This is a genomic window from Polaromonas sp. JS666, assembly GCF_000013865.1.
GTDB lineage: Bacteria > Pseudomonadota > Gammaproteobacteria > Burkholderiales > Burkholderiaceae_C > Polaromonas.
Window position 1 is genome coordinate 4,154,179 of record NC_007948.1, and the last position, 14,665, is coordinate 4,168,843.

The 14,665-nt window shown below is 64.0% G+C and carries 14 protein-coding genes; 7 read left to right on the plus strand and 7 right to left on the minus strand.

Annotated elements, in window-relative coordinates; translation table 11 throughout:
* Positions 1–6: 6 nt before the first annotated feature.
* Entirely contained in the window at positions 7–1,119 is a 1,113-nt protein-coding gene (locus BPRO_RS19790; protein WP_011484846.1) for a mandelate racemase/muconate lactonizing enzyme family protein, read from the minus strand.
* Positions 1,120–1,291: 172 nt separating this feature from the next.
* On the opposite strand from BPRO_RS19790, the gene BPRO_RS19795 reads away from it, so the two are divergent.
* From BPRO_RS19795 to BPRO_RS19825, 7 genes are all read left to right on the plus strand, one after another.
* Positions 1,292–2,011 carry a FadR/GntR family transcriptional regulator gene (locus tag BPRO_RS19795; RefSeq protein WP_041388965.1) on the plus strand — a complete coding sequence of 240 codons (720 nt, stop codon included), beginning with the start codon at positions 1,292–1,294 and terminating at the stop codon, positions 2,009–2,011.
* A 72-nt stretch (positions 2,012–2,083) separates the two neighbouring features.
* Positions 2,084–3,070, plus strand: coding sequence for a sialic acid TRAP transporter substrate-binding protein SiaP (locus BPRO_RS19800; protein WP_011484848.1), 987 nt, complete (start codon positions 2,084–2,086; stop codon positions 3,068–3,070).
* A 110-nt stretch (positions 3,071–3,180) separates the two neighbouring features.
* Entirely contained in the window at positions 3,181–3,756 is a 576-nt protein-coding gene (locus BPRO_RS19805) for a TRAP transporter small permease (RefSeq protein ID WP_011484849.1), read from the plus strand.
* Complete coding sequence (locus BPRO_RS19810; RefSeq protein WP_011484850.1) at positions 3,757–5,151, plus strand: TRAP transporter large permease; 1,395 nt, start codon at positions 3,757–3,759, stop codon at positions 5,149–5,151.
* 38 nt (positions 5,152–5,189) lie between these two features.
* Positions 5,190–6,716, plus strand: a complete 1,527-nt coding sequence (locus BPRO_RS19815; RefSeq protein WP_011484851.1) for a UxaA family hydrolase — start codon at positions 5,190–5,192, stop codon at positions 6,714–6,716.
* A gap of 129 nt (positions 6,717–6,845) precedes the next feature.
* Positions 6,846–7,910, plus strand: a complete 1,065-nt coding sequence (locus BPRO_RS19820) for a malate/lactate/ureidoglycolate dehydrogenase (RefSeq protein WP_041390077.1) — start codon at positions 6,846–6,848, stop codon at positions 7,908–7,910.
* Positions 7,911–7,979: 69 nt separating this feature from the next.
* On the plus strand, positions 7,980–8,726 hold the full coding sequence (locus BPRO_RS19825) for an SDR family NAD(P)-dependent oxidoreductase (protein WP_041390078.1): 747 nt from the start codon (positions 7,980–7,982) through the stop codon (positions 8,724–8,726).
* Positions 8,727–8,818: 92 nt separating this feature from the next.
* Here the strand turns inward: BPRO_RS19825 and BPRO_RS19830 are convergent, their stop codons facing one another.
* From BPRO_RS19830 to BPRO_RS19855, 6 genes are all read right to left on the minus strand, one after another.
* Positions 8,819–10,240: a mannitol dehydrogenase family protein gene (locus BPRO_RS19830; protein WP_011484854.1), complete on the minus strand. Its 1,422-nt coding sequence runs from the start codon at positions 10,238–10,240 to the stop codon at positions 8,819–8,821.
* A gap of 6 nt (positions 10,241–10,246) precedes the next feature.
* Complete coding sequence (locus BPRO_RS19835; RefSeq protein ID WP_011484855.1) at positions 10,247–11,380, minus strand: beta-propeller fold lactonase family protein; 1,134 nt, start codon at positions 11,378–11,380, stop codon at positions 10,247–10,249.
* Positions 11,377–12,438, minus strand: coding sequence for an Ldh family oxidoreductase (locus tag BPRO_RS19840; RefSeq protein WP_011484856.1), 1,062 nt, complete (start codon positions 12,436–12,438; stop codon positions 11,377–11,379). The genes BPRO_RS19835 and BPRO_RS19840 overlap by 4 nt, the downstream gene beginning before the upstream one ends.
* A gap of 69 nt (positions 12,439–12,507) precedes the next feature.
* A complete protein-coding gene (locus BPRO_RS19845; protein WP_011484857.1) occupies positions 12,508–13,239 on the minus strand; it encodes an amino acid ABC transporter ATP-binding protein in 732 nt (243 codons plus the stop codon).
* Positions 13,220–13,876 carry an amino acid ABC transporter permease gene (locus tag BPRO_RS19850; RefSeq protein ID WP_198141049.1) on the minus strand — a complete coding sequence of 219 codons (657 nt, stop codon included), beginning with the start codon at positions 13,874–13,876 and terminating at the stop codon, positions 13,220–13,222. Before BPRO_RS19850 ends, BPRO_RS19845 begins: the two co-directional genes overlap by 20 nt.
* Positions 13,876–14,577: an amino acid ABC transporter permease gene (locus BPRO_RS19855; protein WP_011484859.1), complete on the minus strand. Its 702-nt coding sequence runs from the start codon at positions 14,575–14,577 to the stop codon at positions 13,876–13,878. Before BPRO_RS19855 ends, BPRO_RS19850 begins: the two co-directional genes overlap by 1 nt.
* Between the last annotated feature and the right edge of the window lie 88 nt (positions 14,578–14,665).

Consider the following 14,665-nt stretch of genomic DNA (forward strand, 5'->3'; position numbering starts at 1 on the left):
GATGACTTACTTGATGGTCACGTCGGCAAGCTGCCGCTTGCCGATGACGGGCCAGTCCCATTCGATGCCCAGGCCGGGCGTGTCCGGCGGGAAGGCGTAGCCGCCGTCGACGCGGATGCGGCTGGTCGTGATGTCGTCGAGCTGCGGTATGTACTCGACCCAGGCCGCGTTGGGCACTGCGGCGCACAGGCTCACATGCAGCTCCATCAGGAAGTGCGGACACACCGGCACATCAAAGCCCTCGGCCAGATGCGCCACCTTGATCCAGGGCGTGATGCCGCCAATGCGGGCCACGTCGGGCTGGACGATGCTGCAGGCGCCCTGCTCCAGGTATTCGCGGAACTGGCTGAGGTGGTACATCGACTCGCCCACCGCCACCGGAATGGCCGTGTGTTCACGCAAATGCCGGTGGCCGGAGATGTTTTCCGCGGGCAGCGGCTCTTCCAGCCAGGCGAGGTCCAGCGCGGCAAAAGCCGCCGCCCGGCGCACGGCTTCGGGGCGGTTGAAGCCCTGGTTCGCATCGGTCATGATGTCGAACCCCGCACCGACCGCCTCGCGCACCTTGGACAGGCGCGCCACGTCCTCGCTGACATGCGGCCGGCCGACCTTGATCTTGGCGCCCTTGAAACCCTCGGCCTTGGCGGCCAGCGTCTGGTCCACCAGTTCGTCCGCGCTCAGGTGCAGCCAGCCGCCTTCGGTGGTGTAGACCGGCACCCGCGGCTGCGCGCCACCCAGCAATTGCCACAAGGGCAGGCCCTGGCTGCGGGCGCGCCAGTCCCACAGCGCGGTGTCCACGCAGGCCAGCGCCAGGCTGGTGATGGCCCCGACGGCGGTGGCATGGGTATGGAAAAACAGGTCTTTCCAGATCGCTTCAATCAGCAGCGGGTTGCGGCCCAGCAGGCGCGGCGCCAGGTGGTCGTGCAGCAAGGCCATCACCGATGAGCCGCCGGTGCCAATGGTGTACGCATAACCGGTGCCCTCCACGCCATCGCTGCAGCGCAAGGTGAGCAGCAGCGTCTCCTGCGTCACAAAGGACTGGATGGCATCGGTGCGCACGACCTTGGGCGGCAAATTGACCTGCCGCAGGCGGATGGATTCGATCGTTACTTCCGGTTTCATGGTGCAGAAGGGTATCCAGGGTTATTCGCGGTTATTCAGGTCGGTTATTCAGGTCATGAACGGTATTACAGGGTTTAGCCGGATGCCACCGCCGGTGGATTCATGGGATTATCAATTGGCCTTACCACTTGTCCAATTCTGGCTAACCCTTAATTTCGCCGCCAAAGCCCGCATGCCCATACAAACCGTCGAACCGCAACGCCTGTACCGCCAGATTGCCGAGCAATTGCGCTCGCTGATCAGCAAGGGCGAGTTTGCGGCTGGCAAACGCCTGCCGGCTGAGCGCGACCTGGCCAAGCAACTGGGCGTGAGCCGCCCTTCCGTGCGTGAAGCACTGATCGCACTGGAGGTGGAAGGCTGGGTCGAAGTGCGCACCGGCTCCGGCGTTTACGTGCTGGACCGGTCGAACCAGGTTCAGCGGAAAAACGGGCCGCAGATTGCGTCGACCGAATGGGGACCGCTGGAACTCATCCGGGCGCGCCGCGTGGTGGAAGGCGAAATTGCCTCCATGGCCGCCGTCCAGGCCAAACGCAAAGACATTGACGCGATGCGCAAAGCCATAGACGCCATGAAAAGCGATGCCGGGCGCGGCGTGCTGCCGCTCGAAGGCGACCGGGCATTTCATACCGCGATCGTCGAGGCCTGCGGCAACGTGGTGCTGATCGAAACCGTCCAGAGTTTCTGGGATTCGCGCCGCGGCCCGCTGTTCACGCGCCTGGGTGGCTATTTCGAGACCATGAAGTCATGGCAATCCGCCATCGACGAGCACGAAGCGATTTACGCCGCCATCTGCGCGCATGACGGCGCCGCTGCCCGCGCTGCGATGCATGCCCACATGGACAAATCCCACACCCGATTCAGCGCGAGCTGGCGCCGCGCGAAGACGAGCTGATTCCAGCGTCCAGCACTCCCCTGCTTTTACTTTCAACTTTTCACGTTCACTTTTTTCAACCGAGGAGACAACATGACAAAACGACTGACGATAAAAACCATGGCCCTATGCGCAATATTGGCGGGAACCATGGGGTCATTTGGCATCGCCCATGCGCAAACCAAGCTGAAGTGGGCCCACGTGTATGAAACGTCGGAGCCCTATCACAAGTGGTCGGTCTGGGCGGCAGACGAGATCAAGAAGCGCACCAACGGCCGCTATGAGATCCAGGTGTTCCCGGCTTCCACGCTGGGCAAGGAAAGCGACATCAACCAGGGCCTGCAGCTGGGCACCGTCGACATCATCATCTCGGGCGCCTCCTTCGCTGCCCGCAGCTTTCCGCGCATCGGTGTGGGCTACTACCCCTACACCTTCCGGGATCCAGAGCACCTGCTCAAGTATTCGAAGAGCGATGTCTTCAAGGAACTGGCCGACGGCTACAAGCAGAAAACCGGCGTGCAGACCGTCGCCGTCACCTACTACGGCGCACGCCACTCCACCAGCAACAAGCTCTTCAAGAACTGCGATGAAATGAAGGGCCTGAAGATGCGGGTGCCCGACGTGCCCGCCTACATGGCCTTGCCGCGCGCCTGCGGCGCCAACCCGACGCCGATCGCTTTTGCCGAGGTCTACCTGGCCCTGCAAAACGGCACGGTCGATGCGCAGGAAAATCCGCTGCCCACCATCGAAGCCAAGAAGTTCTACGAGGTCCAGAAGAACATCATCCTGACCGGCCACATCCTCGATTCGCTGGTGACGCAAGTCGGCCCCCACGTCTGGACCAAGCTCAGCGATGCGGACAAGAAAATCTTCACCGACGTGATGCAGGAAGCAGCGGCCAGCGCCACGGCCGACATCAAGAAGCGTGAAGGCGAGCTGGTTGACGAATTCAAGAAAAAGGGCCTGAACGTCGTCACGGTCAACAAGGACGAGTTCCGCGACCGCATCGTGAAAGCCGTGGACATGACGTCGATGGGCTACGACAAAAAGGATTGGAACCGCATCCAGGCCCTCAAATAAGCATCGGGTGTGCCCCGCTCAGCCCCGCTCCATATCAGCGAGGCTGAGCACTTCCGAATGCCCTCCCTTTCCCCTGGCGGGAAGGGGCCTCTCCACCAACATCCACCATCATGATCACCATTCCTGACATCGACGCCCTGCCCAAGGTCATGGGCGACGACGGCGAGTTCCATGCCACCGACGACGCGGTCGACCTGTCGGACACACCCGCCGAGGCCTGGGTGGCCCTTTTGTTTTTCTGGGCACTGGGCCTGACGGTTTTCTACCAGTTCTTCACCCGCTATGTGATGAACGACTCGGCCGCCTGGACCGAAGAGATCGCCCGCTACCTGCTGATCGCCACCGTGTTCGTGGGCGCGGCCATTGGCGTGGCCAAGAACAACCACATCCAGGTCGACTTTTTCTACCGCTTCATGCCGCCCTGGCTGGGCCGGGCCATGGCCTTGCTCACCGATGTGCTGCGCATCGCCTTCCTGGCGGCTGCGGTTGTATTGACCTGGCAAATGATGAACAAGATGGGCAATTACAAAATGACCATCGTTGATTTGCCGATGAACCTGGTGTATGGCGTTTGCCTGATCGGCTTTGCGGCCATGTGCGTGCGCTCGGTCTGGGTCATGCATGTGCACGTGAAGCGCGGCTACAGCGTGCTGGAACGCCCTGAATCCACCATGGAGGACCGCTAAATGCTGAAAGTTGCTTTCCTGTTCCTGATGAGCGGCGGCCTGCCGGTGGCCATGGCCATGGCCGGCGCTTCGCTCCTCTACATCCTGTTCACCCAAAGCTCGCCGCCCTTTGTGGTGATTCACCGCATGGTCAGCGGCATTGACAGCTTTCCGCTGCTGGCCGTGCCTTTCTTCATTCTGGCCGGCAACCTGATGAACAACGCCGGCATCACCAACCGCATCTACAACTACGCGCTGGCGCTGGTGGGCTGGATGAAGGGCGGGCTGGGCCATGTCAACGTCGTGGGCTCGGTGGTGTTTGCCGGCATGAGCGGCACCGCCATTGCCGACGCGGCCGGTCTGGGCACGATCGAGATCAAGGCCATGAAGGACCACGGCTACAGCACCGAATTTGCCGTGGGCGTGACGGCGGCTTCCGCCACGCTGGGCCCCATCATTCCGCCCAGCCTGCCCTTTGTGATCTACGGCATGATGGCCAACGTCAGTGTTGGCGCCCTGTTTCTGGCCGGCATACTGCCGGGCGTCATGATGGCCATCCTGATGATGCTCACCGTGGCTTACTTCGCGCACAAGAACGGCTGGGGCGCCGACGTCAAGTTCGATTGGCGCCGCCTGAGCAAGGCGCTGATCGAAACCGCGGTGGTCATCGGCTGGCCGCTGCTGCTGTGGCTGCTGATTGGCAAGCTTAACTTTCCGCCGCAAGTCACCGTGGCCGCCGCGCTGGTGGCGCTGTTTGCGGCCGACAAGGCGTTCAAGTTCCAGGCCGTTCTGCCCATCATGACGCCGGTGCTGCTGATCGGCGGCATGACGACCGGCATCTTCACGCCCACCGAAGGCGCAATTGCCGCCTGCGTCTGGTCGCTGATCCTCGGCTTTGCCTGGTATGGCACGTTGACCTTCAAGAGTTTCGTGAAGGTCTGCCTGGATACGGTAGAGACGACAGCCACCGTGCTGTTCATCGTGGCCGCGGCGTCCATCTTCGGCTGGATGCTCACCGCCACCGGCGTGACCACCGACATTGCCAACTGGGTGCTGGGTTTCACCAAGGAGGCCTGGGTCTTCCTGCTGCTGGCCAATGTGCTGATGCTGTTTGTGGGCTGCTTCCTGGAGCCGACGGCGGCCATCACGATTCTGGTGCCCATCCTGGTGCCCATCGCCGTGCAGCTGGGCGTTGACCCCGTCCATTTCGGGCTGGTGATGGTGCTCAACCTGATGATAGGCCTGCTGCACCCACCCATGGGCATGGTGCTGTTTGTGCTGGCGCGCGTGGCCAAGCTCTCGGTCGAGCGCACCACCATCGCCATTCTGCCCTGGCTGTTTCCGCTGCTGGGCAGCCTGATTGTCATTACCTACTTCCCCAAGCTGGTGCTGTGGCTGCCCAAGATGTTTTATTGAAATGTTTTGTTGAAATGTTTGACTGAAGAGAAATTTCCATGACCCCATTCATTCGCCTTCATCCCGCCGATGACGTGCTGATCGCCCGCCAGCAACTGCTGAGCGGCACCAGCGTCGAAGGTGTACCGGTCAAGGGCCTGATCCCGGCCGGCCACAAGATCGCCACCCACCCCATCGCGCAGGGCGAGCCGGTGCGGCGCTACAACCAGATCATCGGCTTTGCCAGCAAACCGATTGCCGCCGGTGAGCACGTTCACACGCACAACCTCGACATGGGCCCGAACAAGGGTGACTTCGAACGCGACTACGCCTTTGGCGCGGACGTCAAACCCGAACCGGCGCGGCGCGAGGCCACCTTCATGGGCATCAAGCGGGCCGACGGCCGCGTTGCCACGCGCAACTACATCGGCGTGCTCACGAGCGTGAACTGCTCGGCCACCGCCGCGCGCGCCATCGCCGACCACTTTTCGCGGCGCACCAACCCGGCGGCGCTGGCCGCGTTCCCGAATGTCGACGGCGTGGTGGCGCTGACCCACGGCACCGGCTGCGGCATGGACACCGAGGGGACAGGCATGCAGCTGCTGCAGCGCACGCTGGCCGGTTATGCCACGCACGCCAACTTTGCCGCCGTGCTGGTGGTGGGACTGGGCTGCGAAGCCAACCAGATCAATGCCTGGCTGGCGCACAGCAGCCTGCGGGAGGGCGAGACCTTCAAGGTGTTCAACATCCAGGACACGGGCGGCACGACCAAGACCGTGGCCAAGGGCGTCGCCCTGATCAACGAAATGCTGCCCACCGTCAACAACGTGAAGCGCGAACCCTGCAGCGCTGCGCACATCACCATCGGCCTGCAATGCGGCGGCTCGGACGGCTACTCGGGCATCAGCGCCAACCCGGCGCTGGGCGCGGCGGTAGACCTGCTGGTGGCGCACGGCGGCACCGCCATCCTGAGCGAGACACCCGAAATTTACGGTGCGGAACACCTGCTGACGCGCCGGGCGGTGAAACCCGAGGTGGCTGAAAAGCTGATCCAGCGCATCAAGTGGTGGGAGCACTACACCGAGATCAACGAGGGCGAGATGAACAACAACCCCTCGCCGGGCAACAAGGCCGGCGGGCTGACCACCATCCTGGAAAAATCGCTGGGCGCCGTCGCCAAGGGCGGCACCAGCAACCTGCAGGCGGTCTATGAATACGCCGAGCCGGTGCAGGCCCACGGCTTTGTCTACATGGACACGCCCGGCTACGACCCGGTCAGCGCAACCGGCCAGGTCGCCGGCGGCGCCAACCTGATCTGCTTCACGACCGGCCGCGGCTCGGCCTATGGCTGCGCACCCTCGCCCTCGCTCAAGCTGTCGACCAACTCGGCGCTGTGGCGCAAGCAGGAAGACGACATGGACATCAACTGCGGCGAGATCATCGACGGCAGCAGCACGGTGGCCGAGATGGGGCAGCGCATTTTCGAGCTGGTTCTGGCCACCGCGTCAGGCGAACCCAGCAAGAGCGAAAAACACGGCTATGGGCAAAACGAGTTTGTGCCCTGGCAGGTCGGCGCCGTGATGTAGTCCTTTTCTTCACTCCCTCTCCCCCTGGGAGAGGGCGGGGGTGAGGGCTCTGCGCGCCGAGAGGCCCTCACCCTGACCCTCTCCCAGGGGGGAGAGGGAATGGAATCCCAAAACACCTTCAATACCCTCATGAGCCACACCATCTCCGCCGCCCAGTTACGAGCCCAGGTAGCTACTGTTTTAAAAGCCGCCGGCAGCTCCGCCGAAGAGGCCACCACCGTCGCCGCCAACCTGGTGCTGGCCAACCTGAGCGGCCACGACTCGCACGGCGTGGGCATGCTGCCGCGTTATGTGGATGCCGTGCTCGAAGGCGGCCTGAAACCCAACAGCAGCGTGCGGGTAGTCCTCGACACCGGCTCGCTGCTGACACTGGACGGCCAGCGCGGCTACGGCCAGATCGTCGGCGAGCAGGCGATGGCGCTGGGCATAGACCGCGCCAAGGCCCATGGCAGCTGCATCATGACGCTGGGCAATGCCCACCATCTGGGCCGCATCGGGCACTTCGCCGAAATGGCGGTGGATCAAGGCCTGGTGTCCCTGCATTTTGTCAACGTGCTGTCGCGACCGGTGGTGGCGCCGTTTGGCGGAGGCGATGGCCGCTTTGGCACAAACCCCTGCTGCATTGGCGTGCCGCTCAAGGGCCGTGAACCCTTCGTGTTGGACTTTGCGACCAGCCGCGTGGCGCAGGGCAAGATGCGTGTGGCCCATAACAAGGGGATTCAGGTCGAGCCCGGCACACTCATCGACGAACACGGACGCCCGACCACCGACCCGGGTGTGGTGGTGGTACCCCAGAGCAATGGGCTGTTTGGTGCGCTGCTGGCTTTTGGCGAGCACAAGGGTTACGGCATGGCCGTGGCCTGCGAACTGCTGGGCGGCGCGCTGACCGGCGGCGGCACCTGGCACAAAGCCACCGACCCGGCCGTGCGCGCCGTCGTCAATGGCATGCTGACGATTTTGATCGACCCGGCCAAGCTGGGCACCCAGGCCGCTTTCGAGCAGGAAGCGGTGGCCTTTGTGGACTGGCTCCAGGCCGGGCCGGTCGCACCCGGCTTTGACGCCGTGCAGATTGCCGGCGACCCGGAGCGCGCCACCCGCGCGCAGCGCGAAGTCGAAGGCATTGCGGTGGATGACCAGACCTGGCAAGAGATGGTTGCCGCCGGCCGCAAGGTCGGTGCGACCCTGCAGGACTGATTTCCACAGCCCCACCATTCAGCCGAAAACACTTTTTCATCAAATACTTTTCAAATGTCTTTCAACATCATGACTCCCCCCATTCAGGACCAGGTCGCCCTCGTCACCGGCGCCAACGCCGGCATGGGCCTGGCCACCGTCCGCGCCCTGCTCGACGCAGGCTACCGTGTGGCCGCCACCGACTTGCGGACCGACCAGGTCGCCAGCTTGCTGGCAGCGCACGACGACCGGCTGGCCTGCTTCACCATGGACGTGAGCGACCAGGCCCAGGTGCATGCGGCCTGCGACCAGATCGAGGCGCGTTTTGGCCGCATCGATGTGTGCGTGAACAATGCCGGTTTCCTGCAGTACGCCAACTGCGAACAGACCACCCCCGAACTCTGGCGCAAGACCCTGAGCATCAACCTCGACGGCGTGTTTTACGTGAGCCAGCGCGTGGCGCCGGGCATGAAGGCACGCGGCTTTGGCCGCATCGTCAACGTGTCGTCCTACGGCGCCAAAACCGGCGGTCTGTCGCCGCTGCCGGCCTACGCGGCCAGCAAGGGCGGCGTGATTTCGCTGACCTTCAGCTTCGCGCGCGAATACGCCCCGTTTGGTGTGACCTGCAACGCCCTGGCCCCGACCTTCGTCAAGACCCAGATGCTGACCGAACAGGTCAGCGCCGAGCGGCAAGCCGAGCTGCGCCAGAAAATCCCGGTGGGCCGCTTTTGCGAGCTCGAGGAATTTGCCCATAGTGTGCTGTTTCTGGCGCATCCCTTAAGCGGTTTCATCACCGGCGAGGTGCTGGACCTCAACGGCGGCCTGCAGTTCGATTGAGTGAGCCCGCGCCTGTTCGCACCCCGACCGCGGTGCGAACAGGCCGCAGCGGTGCGTGCGGCGCAACCCGTGCGCCGAGTCCCGGCAAGGACTCAGTCTGACGGATGCAGCTGCGCCAGCGCAGCGGCGACACCCTGGCGCCGAATGACCTGCAACCAGTGTTCCACGCGCGCGGTCCAGCGTACGTCGTGCGGTAACACCTCGCCCCATATCGAGCTCACAGCGAGCAGCGCACGCACCGTGCCAGCCACATCGTCCCGGCGCCGCTGCGCGGTGGCCTGCAAGGCCTGCCCCAGCGGGTCCGAGATGGCATAAGCCTGGCCTTGTTCATCGGCGCCCAGCAGGTAGCGCATCCACACCGCCGCGGCCAGCGCCAGGGGCTCGATCGAGCCGTTCGCCGCCAGTTGCGCCAGCACCGTCGCTTGCCAGCGCAGCGGAATCTTGAGCGAGCTGTCAGTGGCGATCTGGTGCACCTTGTGCCGGAGTTCGGGATTGGCAAAGCGCGCCAGCAAGGCATCGCGGTAGGCGGGCAGCCCGGGACGCTGCAGATGCGGCATCACCACCTCGGTCATCAGGCTGCGAACAAAACGGTGGATGTCAGGCCGGGCAATGCAGTCGGCCACCGTGGGCACACCCAGCACCGCACCGATCAACGCGATGGCCGTGTGACTGCCGTTGAGCATGCGCAGCTTGGCCTCCTCAAAGGGTTTGACGTCTGCCACCACCTGGACCCCGACAGCCGCCAGCGCGTCGCCATCCGCGTCGTCGACAAAGCGGCGCTCGATCACCCACTCCCAAAATTCTTCGGTGCCCAGGGCGCAGGCATCCGCCAGTCCCAGCGCCTGTGCCGCATCGCTGCGATGCTGTGCGGTGGCGGCCGGAACAATGCGGTCGACCATGCTGTTGGGGAAGGCGCAGGCGGTGTCAATCCACTGCGCCAGCGCAGCATCGTGCTGCGCCGCATCCACACACAGTTGCTGCAGCTTGCGGCCGTTGTCGGAGAGGTTGTCGCAGGACGCGATCGTCAGCCCGCCCAGACCCGCTGCACGGCGCGCCGCCAGCCCCTGCACCAGCAAGGCCGCCAGCGCCGGGCCATAGCCTTTTTCGGTCACCGTCAGCGTCACCCAGCGCGTGCCGGGTGCGGCCATGGCCGCCACCACCTGCGCAGGCTCACGCGCCGCCACACAGGCCTGCAACACCGAGCCGACCACCTGCCAGCGCAGCGCCTCGCGACTGGCCACCTGCACCGCATACAGCCCATCTTGCGCGGTCAGCGCATCGGCCAGTTCGGTCGTGCGCATGGCCACGCCCAGCACGCCCCAACGCGGGTCGCCGCGCTGCAACAGGGCATCAAACACCATGGCCTGGTGGGCGCGATGAAAAGCGCCCAGCCCCAGATGCACCACGCCCACGCGGGCATCGGTGCGGCGGTAGCGCGGCAGTTGAACAGGCGATGGTGTGGCAAGCGCAGAGTCCGTCAACTGCGTCAGTGTGGCTTGGTTCAATGGCTGCATAGGTGATCAGGTGGATGGAAAATCGACGGTGCGGATGGCGGCAAAGCTGCCGAAGGCAATGGGCAGCCGCTCGCCAGTGTCGGTGAAACCCTGGCTGCCAACGCGAAATACCTGCAGCTCACGCTCCACGGTGTTTTGCACCAGCAGGGCGGTGCTGTCGTGCGAAAACGCCGCGCCCTGCGCCCAGCGGCCAATCGGGTGCTCGGCATGGCGGACCAGCTGCAGGCCGCTGACACGGAACACCACCAGGGTGCCGTTCGGGTTGAAAAAAGGCGAGTCCTCAACACGGGTGGAGCCGTTGTGGCACACCGCCACCACCCAGGCGCCATCGGGCGAGATCAGCACCGCTTCCGGCGTCGCGGCAACACCCAGCGTGTCCATCACGCGGTAGGGCTTGCGCGTGAGATCGATCACGCTGATCGAGTCCGCGTCGCCGCTGACCCGCCCCACGTTCGCCGTCACCGCGAACTGACCGTTGGGCGCCACCGACAGGCCATAGGGCTTGATGCCGGCGCTGATATCGCGCCCGGCCGCCCGCACCTGGCCATCGGCCACATCAAAAACCGACACGAAGTGGTCGCCGTCGCGCGACACCAGCAAGGTGGCGCCATCGGGCGTGAAGGCAGTTGACGCAGGCTGGCACTGGCGGTCACCGACCGGCACGGTGGCAGTTTTGACCAGGGCTTGGCCCTCGACACGGAACACGGACAGCGTGCCGTCATTGCGGTTGGCCACCACGGCCATGCGCCCGTCGGGTGAAAACGACACCCCCGTGGGGCCCAGTCCGGCTTCCAGGGTTTGCGTAATGCGTGCGGGCCCGGACGCGATGTCGATGACGGTCACGCGCGTGTCGGGAATCGTGCGTGCGGGGTTGGCCGGATCGGTTTTCTGCGCGGCCGTGACCAGGGCCAGCGTCTGGTCCGGGCTGACGGCCGCACTTTGCGGCGGACCAGCCAGGCTGGTGGGCATGGCCAGATAGCCCACTTCCCGGGGTGGGAAGACGGACAGGTCGTACAGCATGGCGCCGTCGCGCTCACCGTGGTTGATGACTTTGATGGCGCCCTTGTCCAGCACCAGCTTGCCGTCGACGGCCGAGAGGGCGATCTGCCTTTTACCCGCCGGGGCGGCTGCCGTGGTCATGCGTTGCCGAGTGGTGCAACGCCCAATTGGGTCGCGCAGGCCGCGAGTTTGTCCAGCGTGGCGTCACTCAGGGCAATGCCCTGTTGCTGCGCGCGCGCGATATTGCCGCTGGCCTGGTCGCCCGGCAAACGCACCAGGCCGTCGGGCTGGACCGGCGTGCTGGCGCGGCAGGCGTCGCCAATGAAATCCATCTGGGTGAGGAAGTTGTCGCGGCCGGCAAAGGCCTCCGGGTCCATGACCTGCAGAAACACGTTGGCGCCCCAGCGGTTGGGGGCATCAATGCGGCCGTGGCCGGCCAGCCCCTGGGTCAGGGCTTCGACCATCAGGGCCAGGCCAAAACCCTTGTGGCCGTATTCCGCACCGCCGAGCAGCAGCAGGGAGCCGCGCGGCGTGGTCTGCTCCAGCACACGCGGATCGGTGGTCGGCTGGCCGGCGTTGTCCATCAGCCAGGGGTGTTCGAACTGCACGCCGGCTGCGGCCTTGGTGCGGGCCATGGAGACCGTGGTGATGGAGGCGCAGATGTCCACCAGCACGGGTGCCTTGCTGCCGGGGTAGCCGATGGCAAACGGGTTGGGCGTCAACACCGGGTCACGTCCGCCGAAAGGCGCGACAAACTTGCCACCCGGATCGGACGTGGCGAGGATGGCCACCAGGCCCCGGTCGGTGGCCTGTTTGACCAGCGCGGCCAGGCAGGCGATGTGGTGGCTGCGGCGCATGGCGAAGGTCACGACGCCGTGCTGGGCGACACGCTCGAACGCCAGGCTCAAGGCCTTGTCAACCAGCCACAGGCCGGGCAGGTAATGGCCGTCCCACACCACGGTGGCTCCCGTGTCCCGCACCACTTCGGGCTCACCGTCTGTGCCCATCAGCCCGTTTTTCAATTGATCGATATAGAGCGGGCACAGCGCCACGCCGTGGGTGTGGCGCTGCATCATGTCGGTCAGCACCAGCAGGCGGGCCACGGTGTCTGCCTTGGCGGCGGGCAGGCCAGCGGCTGTGAGCAACTGGCTGGCAAATCGGGTCAGGTCGGCGGGGGTGTGGCGTTGGGCTGTGGTCATGGACTTGAATCGCAAATTTGGATGGGGTAAGTGAATGGAACGAGGCGTTGCAATGAAGGACAAGGACGGCTATTTCAGGCTGCCGCCAATGAACTGCCTGAGCTCGGGCGTTTGAGGTGAGGCGAAGAGTTGCTCTGACGGGCCGGCCTCCCAGACCTTGCCCTGGTGCATGAAGACGGTGATGTCGGCCACGCCCTTGGCGAAACCCATCTCGTGCGTCACCAGCAGCATGGTCATGCCGTTTTTGGCCAGGTTTTCCATCACGATCAGCACCTCGCCCGTCAGCTCGGGATCCAACGCGGAGGTCACCTCATCGAACAGCATGACCTTGGGCTGCATGGCCAGCGAGCGCGCAATCGCCACGCGTTGCTGCTGCCCGCCGGACAGTTTCTCCGGGTAGGCGCCGAATTTCTCCGAGAGTCCCACCTGCGCCAGCGTCGCCTCGGCAATGCGCCGGGTTTCTTCCCGCGAGATGCCTTTGGTGATGCGCGGCGCCAGCATGATGTTTTCACCCACGGTCAAGTGGGGGAACAGGTTGTAGCTTTGAAACACAATGCCCACATCCTTGCGCAGTTCCCGCAAATGCCGGCCGCTGTTGTCGAGCCTGTGGCCGGCAATGTCGATGTTTCCGGCGTAAATCGTTTCCAGTCCATTGAGGCAGCGCAGCAAGGTGCTTTTGCCCGAACCGCTGCGCCCGATGATGGCCACCACCTGCCCCGCCTCCACGTCCAGCGAGACACCCTTGAGCACCTCGACGGCGCCAAAACGCTTGACGACATTTTCAATTTTGACGATCGGCATGTACTTTCCTCTCTAACATTTTGCTCAGGTGGGACAACGGAAAGCACAGCGAGAAATACAGCAGCGCCACGATTCCGTAAACCATGAAGGGGGAGTGCAGGCTGGTCTCGATGTGCTCGCCGGCGCGCATCAGGTCGATGTAGCCCACGACGGACACGATCGAGGTGTTCTTGATCAGTTGGACCAGGAAGCCGACCGTGGGCGGCAGCGAAATACGCACCGACTGCGGCAGGATGATGAAGCGAAACTGCTGGGCCCGTGTCATGGCCAGCGAGGACGAGGCTTCCCATTGCTGGTAGGGCACCGACTCCATCGCGCCACGCCAGATGTCGGCCAGATAGGCCCCGGCGTACAGGCCCAGGGCGATGGTGGCGATGACCAGGGCCGGCGGATCGAAACCCATATAGGCCAGCCCAAAATACGCCAGAAACAACACCAGCAGAACCGGCAGGCCCTGCAGCACCTGAATGTAGAGAACCGCGGCATTGCGCAGCAGATTGTTGTGAGACACCCGCGCAATCGCAAAAAAAGCACCAATCACACTGCCCAGCAGGAGTGACGAGGCGGTCAGCGCCAGCGTCCAGCCCAGCGACCGGATCAAAAACATGAATTCGGGAAACCCGAAGCTTTCGATCATCATCCCAGGCCTTTCGAAACCGCATTGGCTTTGGCGTCCTGCTGCGCCGGGAACAGTGCCCGGCCCAACATGGCCAGGCCCCACTTCATCAGCAGCGCCATGGTGAGGTAAATCGGTGCGGGGATGAGGTAGGCCTCAAAACCGCGTGAGGTGTTGGACTCCACAAACTTGGTGGCGGCCATCAGGTCGGTCACCGGAATGAAGGAGCACACGCTGGTGGCCAGCATGGTCAGCACGAACTGGCTGCTGAGCGCTGGCCAGACTCGCGCCAGCGCCGGCATGATGACCACATGGCGGTAGAGCTGGGCGCGCGTCATGGCCAGGGACAACCCGGCCTCCAGCTGGGACCGGTGAATGGAGTCGATGCCGGCCCGGATGATTTCCGTGGAATAGGCACTGAGGTTGAGCATCAGGGCCAGCAAGGCTCCCATCACCGGCGGAATTGGAAACCCCATCGAGCCCAGCCCGAAATAGATATAGAACAGCTGAACAATAAAAGGCGTGTTGCGCAAAAACTCCACGTAGAGCGTGACGAGCCTGGGAATCGGCTGGGGTGCGATCTTGCGCGCCAGCGCCAGCGCCACCGCCAGCGCAAATCCCAGCGGAATCACGCACACCACCAGCCCCAGCGTGCCCAACGCACCTTCAGCATAAAGCTGCCAGCTGGCGAAAATCGATTGGAAATGAAACTCGGCTTTCACAGGCGTCTTTCAGTGGTCAGGAACGGCAAGACCGGTGCGTCGCCCCGCAAGGCGACGCCAATGCATTGATCCGAAGACAAATCAAAAC

Coding starts and splice junctions, on each gene's coding strand:
- BPRO_RS19790 (WP_011484846.1), bottom strand. CDS start 1,119: ATGAAACCGGAAGTAACGATCGAATCCATCCGCCTGCGGCAGGTCAAT.
- BPRO_RS19795 (WP_041388965.1), top strand. CDS start 1,292: ATGCCCATACAAACCGTCGAACCGCAACGCCTGTACCGCCAGATTGCC.
- BPRO_RS19800 (WP_011484848.1), top strand. CDS start 2,084: ATGACAAAACGACTGACGATAAAAACCATGGCCCTATGCGCAATATTG.
- BPRO_RS19805 (WP_011484849.1), top strand. CDS start 3,181: ATGATCACCATTCCTGACATCGACGCCCTGCCCAAGGTCATGGGCGAC.
- BPRO_RS19810 (WP_011484850.1), top strand. CDS start 3,757: ATGCTGAAAGTTGCTTTCCTGTTCCTGATGAGCGGCGGCCTGCCGGTG.
- BPRO_RS19815 (WP_011484851.1), top strand. CDS start 5,190: ATGACCCCATTCATTCGCCTTCATCCCGCCGATGACGTGCTGATCGCC.
- BPRO_RS19820 (WP_041390077.1), top strand. CDS start 6,846: ATGAGCCACACCATCTCCGCCGCCCAGTTACGAGCCCAGGTAGCTACT.
- BPRO_RS19825 (WP_041390078.1), top strand. CDS start 7,980: ATGACTCCCCCCATTCAGGACCAGGTCGCCCTCGTCACCGGCGCCAAC.
- BPRO_RS19830 (WP_011484854.1), bottom strand. CDS start 10,240: ATGCAGCCATTGAACCAAGCCACACTGACGCAGTTGACGGACTCTGCG.
- BPRO_RS19835 (WP_011484855.1), bottom strand. CDS start 11,380: ATGACCACGGCAGCCGCCCCGGCGGGTAAAAGGCAGATCGCCCTCTCG.
- BPRO_RS19840 (WP_011484856.1), bottom strand. CDS start 12,438: ATGACCACAGCCCAACGCCACACCCCCGCCGACCTGACCCGATTTGCC.
- BPRO_RS19845 (WP_011484857.1), bottom strand. CDS start 13,239: ATGCCGATCGTCAAAATTGAAAATGTCGTCAAGCGTTTTGGCGCCGTC.
- BPRO_RS19850 (WP_198141049.1), bottom strand. CDS start 13,876: ATGATCGAAAGCTTCGGGTTTCCCGAATTCATGTTTTTGATCCGGTCG.